At 63.5% G+C, this 5229-nt stretch carries 3 protein-coding genes; 1 reads left to right on the forward strand and 2 read right to left on the reverse strand.

Annotated elements, in window-relative coordinates; all coding sequences use genetic code 11:
- Positions 1-4 precede the first annotated feature (4 nt).
- Positions 5-1258 carry a trypsin-like peptidase domain-containing protein gene (locus QZT63_RS18655; RefSeq protein WP_290653360.1) on the reverse strand — a complete coding sequence of 418 codons (1254 nt, stop codon included), beginning with the start codon at positions 1256-1258 and terminating at the stop codon, positions 5-7.
- Positions 1259-2073: 815 nt separating this feature from the next.
- Between QZT63_RS18655 and QZT63_RS18660 the strand changes: the two genes are divergently transcribed.
- Complete coding sequence (locus tag QZT63_RS18660) at positions 2074-4533, forward strand: DUF6351 family protein (RefSeq protein WP_290653362.1); 2460 nt, start codon at positions 2074-2076, stop codon at positions 4531-4533.
- A 56-nt stretch (positions 4534-4589) separates the two neighbouring features.
- On the opposite strand, the gene QZT63_RS18665 is transcribed toward QZT63_RS18660, so the two are convergent.
- A complete protein-coding gene (locus tag QZT63_RS18665) occupies positions 4590-4994 on the reverse strand; it encodes a site-specific integrase (RefSeq protein ID WP_290653364.1) in 405 nt (134 codons plus the stop codon).
- Positions 4995-5229 lie beyond the last annotated feature (235 nt).

Here is a 5229-nt window from a genome sequence, read left to right on the forward strand (position 1 = left end):
CCGATCAGCCCTCGCCGCGAGGCACCTCCCGCAACTCAACATCGACGTCGCGGGTCTCGCCCTCCCGCCAGACGGTGAGCGTCACCGTATCCCCAGCCTGGCGCGCGAACACCAGCCGCTGCAAGGCGGTGGCGTCGGTCACCGCCTCACCGTCCAAGGCGACTATGAGGTCGCCCCCCGCCGGCAGCTCCTGGCCAGCGACCTGAATCTGGAACTGCGCACCGCGCAGCCCTGCCTCTTCGGCGGGGCTGCCGTCCTCCACCGAGACGATCATCACGCCCTCGGATGGCAGTCCCAGGCCGCGGCGCGCGCTGTCGGGGTAGCCCTGCAAGCCGATCACCGACACGCCTAGGCGCGCGCGGGAGGTCACGTCGGTCAGCCCACCGGCGCGCAGCTCGTCCAGACTCTCCTGCAACAGGTTGCTGGGCACGGCAAAGCCTACCCCGATGAAGCCGGGCCGGCCGCCGAGCCCGCCGCCCGGCACAATGGCGGTGTTGATCCCGATCACTTCGCCCTGGGAACTTAGCAACGGCCCGCCGCTGTTACCGGGGTTGATAGCGGCGTCGGTCTGGATCATGGGGATCTCCACCTCACCGACCCCTGGCAGGTCCCGACCCACGCCGGAGACGATGCCTTCAGTCACGGTGGAACGCAGCCCGAACGGATTGCCGATGGCGATAGCCTTTTGCCCCGCAAGCACTGCGTCCGAGTCGGCCAGTTCCAGGGGCCGCGCCTCGTCCGGCACCGCTGTGGCATCAGTTGGGCGCAGCAGTGCGAGGTCATAAAGGGCATTGGCCCCCACGACCTCTGCTTCCACCGGATCCTGCCCTGGAAAGATCACGCGGATCTCCGCGTCTGGTAGCAACTCGGTACTGTTGTCTTGCAGGGCGGCCCGGATTACATGATAGTTGGTGACAATGTGTTCCTCGTCATCAATCACGAATCCGCTGCCGGCCCCCTGCCGCGGTTGGGGCCGCTGGGGCTCGCGTTGAAACTGCCGGAAGAATTCCCGGAACTCGGGGGGGATGCGGCCTTCCGGAATGCCCTCGAAGGGATCCAGGCGCTCGCCTCGGACGGTGACGCTGATCGCCACCACCGAGGGGCCGAAACGCTGGAACACCTCCACGGTGTTGCGCTCATCCTCCATCAGATGGTCGAGCGCGTCCGCCTGGGCGAGCGGTCCGGCGCCAACCAGTGCCAGCATCGCCCCCATGGCGAGCAGGGTACGGCCTAAGCCTGAAACCCGTTTCTCAGACATAATTCGCCTCCTCCACCCGCGCAACGCAACGCCAGGGCCGATGCACCCAGGACTGCAAGGGCATCTGCCCACCCCTCGTTTAGCGACCGGCCACGACGCAGCGCCATTTCCTGGAGTGATTGTTCAGAATCGATAGGGACATCTTTAAGCGGATGCGGCAACTCAGTCAAGGTCAGCACCTGTAGCTGCCCAGGCGGGCAATCGGCCCGTGAATCACGTGAGCCCTGATGGCGTTTGGAGGAAGCGCATTGTGCGGTTTGACTTGACGGCGGATGACGCTGCGATAGTGTACGGCCGATGGCCGTGTGCTGTCCTCCCATTTCAGCCTGGTTGTCGACAGCGCGCCCTATCTGCGCAAGTCGTCCCCAGGGGTCCCAGCAACGCCATCAGCGGCGGCGCCCGACAACAGCGCCGGCTAATGCTCCAGGCCCGAACACGCTGCCGGCTCCACACCGATCGTCCGGCGTCCTGTAGCTCCAGCATCGCCTGCAGATCATGCAACGCGGTCGGTCACGGTCCATTCGATCGGCTCCCGCTAGCGCTCGACGTAGCATTGATCAGCAGACTGTCAATGCGGACAAACCCCCGATCCTTACCCAGGTAGTCCTAATGGCAGCATGGTTCCCGCCTCCTATAGTCAAGGCCTGCCCAGCCGGTTCCCGGCTTGGATGACGATCCGTATCCCGCGCCGTACCACGCGCGTGGTGCAAGGCTCGCCTGCCAAACGCAGTGACGCACGCACCGCCACCGGGCTGCGGCGTCGGGGTGTCTTGGCCAACAACCGGCACGTCCTGGATCAACAAATTGGGGGCATCATGTCAGCATCGATCCGAGGGGGCATTTTGTTGGCCGCGGGGAGCTTGGCGTTGGCCGGCTGCCTCAGCGATTCGGAGTCACCCTCCGGCGAACAATCCGCGCAAACGCAGGAGCAACAACTGGCAGCACCAGCCGCAACCAATGCGCAGGGGCCAAGCGTCGTTCCCGGCGGCGACAAGCGGATAGCGCTCGCGGTACTGTCCAGCGCGCCGGATCAAGTCACCGGTGGCAACGCGCGTATCGCCATCGATGCACCGCCGGGTCAGCGTCGGCGCCTTAGCCTGCAATTGAACCGCGAGCCAGTGGATCTGAACCAGTTCGAGAGCCACCCGAGGCGCCTGGAAGGGGTGATCGACGGGCTGCAAGTGGGTGACAACGAGTTGGCGTTGTTTCACGAGCGTTTTGGCGCGTTGGAGCACCTGACGCTGGTCAATCATCCCATCACCGGCCCGGTATTCTCTGGCCCGCACCAGCAGCCGTTCGTCTGCACGACGGTGGACCAGTTCGGCATCCAGCCCGAGGTAGACCGGCAGGAGCCGCCCGGCTTCCGCGTCAATGACGAGGCCGGCGAGACGGTGATCGGCTACAGCACCGACTGTTCCATCGAGCCCTTCATCACCTATTTCTATCGCAGTACCGATGACGATTGGGTCGAGTGGCCCGAAAGCGGTCAACCACCGGAGGATTTCGCCACGACGACCACCATCGACGGCGAAGAGGTGGACTTCGTCGTGCGCGTGGAGCGGGGCACCATCAATCGTTACCTCTTTAGCTACGCCATGCTGGTGGATCCGAAACGAATCCCCGAGGACCCGGGGGACTTTGACACCAGCCGCTGGAACGGCCGGCTGCTCTATGCCTTTCAGGGCGGGACCGGCATCGGTCACACCCAGGGCAGATGGTCCCGGAGCACGGCCATGGACCCGGGTCTGCTGGGGCTCGGGCATGCCATCGCCTACTCGACAGGAACCCGAACCGACACGCATTACAACCTGCAACGCGGTGGCGAAACCGCGCTGATGACCAAGGAGCATTTCGTCCAGCGCTTCGGCGAACCGTTGTATACGGTGGGTCTCGGAGGCTCCGGCGGCGGCATACAGCAATACGTCTACGGACAGAACCATCCCGGATTGATCGACGTGGCCATACCGGTGATCGCGTATCCGGATATGGTCACCCAGGGTATCCACATATCGGACTGCGAGTTGCTTGAGCGCTACATGGATACCACCGAGGTTGGCGTTGCAACCTGGGAGCAGACCGAAAACCGAAGTTGGCTCGTGGGGCTGAACGCCACATTCAACCCCCAGGAGGGGATTGTGAACCCCTTCCTCCCCATCCAAAAGTTGTTGGGTTACAACGCCGCCAAGGGGGTTAGCGAGTGCGTCGCCGGTTGGCGCGGCCATGCACCGAGGGTGGCGAACCCGACGTTCGGCCTGGACAGGGTTCCCGACCATGAGCGCTGGGAGCCCCAGTCGGATATCGAGGCGATGCGGCTGACGCATTTCGAGGATGCGCGCAACATCTATGGTCTCGACGATCAGGGTTGGGCGCGCATCCCCTGGGGCAATGTCGGGGTTCAATTCGGCCTGCGGGCCCTGACCGAAGGGCGGATTACCATGGAGGAGTTTCTCGATGTCAATGCGCGCGTGGGCTCCTGGAAACGAACGAAAGACTGGGTCGAGGAAGGCTTTCCCTTCACCATGGACGAACGCGAGTTTCTGGCTCTCTCGCTTGATCGCCAGGCACAGCGTGAGGCTTTCGATCCGTGGAGCCGGCGTAACCAACAATTGAGCGACAACGACGACCCGGCCCCACGGTTCAAACCCGATATCGGGGCCATCGAAGCGGCTTACGAGGCCGGCCTGGTCTTCCGAGGCGCAATCGACATCCCGGTGCTTGACGTACGCAACTGGCTCGAGCCGCGCCTTGATCAGCACCACTCCCACCAGTCGTTTGCCGCGAGGCAGCGGATAGTGAACCAGATGGGCAATGCGGATCATCACGTGGTGTGGTTCGGCGATGTGGACATCGATCTGCGCGCCATGATCGACCGGGCGCTCATGGTCGCGGATGAATGGGCGCTGGGCATCCGGAGGGATCCCAAGAATCGGATCGCGAAGAACCGGCCAGAGCAAGCCGTGGATACCTGCTTTGATGGTGATGCCGAGATCATCGCCGCGGGCGACCAGGTCTGGGCGGGCATCCTTGATGACCAGGTCGAAGGGCCCTGCACCTTGGCCTTCCCGATCTATACGACCTCGCGAATTGAAGCCGGCGGGCCTATTACGGGGGATGTCTTCCAGTGCCAGCTCAAGCCTCTCCAAGATGCCCGGAATGACGGCACCTATGGCCCCGTGAGTTTCACGGACGAACATGTGCAGCGTCTGGAGGCGATCTTCCCTGACGGCGTGTGCGATTACGATCTCCCCGACAAGGGCCGGCCGAACGGGCTTTAACCGCATGCGCTGCCGGCGCCGTGGCACGTATGCCCGGCGCCAGCGGCGCTTTTTGTTCACCTTCGGAAAGCCAGGAACTCGATGGCGAGCGCGCATGGAGCGCATCCACCCGCCGCGGGCGTTACCGGCGCCAGTACCGTGCGCGGTTTACGTTTCGGCCCTGCGCGTAGCAGCCCATCGATATCGCCAACTGGTTGTTCCAGTACATGTCGGTAAAGAAAGACCAGCGCGTTCAGTGCCTGATTCTGCGTGCTCGGTGAAACCCTGCGCTCAACAGCAAGAAGATATGTCAGAAAAGCCGCCACTTCCTTGGCTGCCATCACTTCTGGATGCCGCTTGCCGCGACAGACAATGAATTTGCGCACCCATAACATGTCAGCCTGCTCGGTGCGTATACTGCGGTGACGACGACCGATCGCACGGCGGGCACGCTCAAGGAACGGGGGAGAACGCGTGTTCACGGCCGATGCTCTCCATGACAGATGCTGTTGCTCTATACAGCATCGCGGTAGCGCGCCCCAGACAAGCGCAATAGGCGGCGCGCATCTGTCTAATGCCCCAACCTCGAGCTCTTTGATACAGTCCTTCGGCTCCGGTGACGAAGGGGCCAAACAGGCTTCGCGGGTCCAGTAACAGCCATCGTTGGGGGCGCGTTGCGCGCAAGAGCGCAATAGACGGCCGGGTGGCCGCGGGTGA

The sequence above is a fragment of the Aquisalimonas sp. genome, assembly GCF_007120195.1.
Taxonomy (GTDB): domain Bacteria; phylum Pseudomonadota; class Gammaproteobacteria; order Nitrococcales; family Aquisalimonadaceae; genus Aquisalimonas.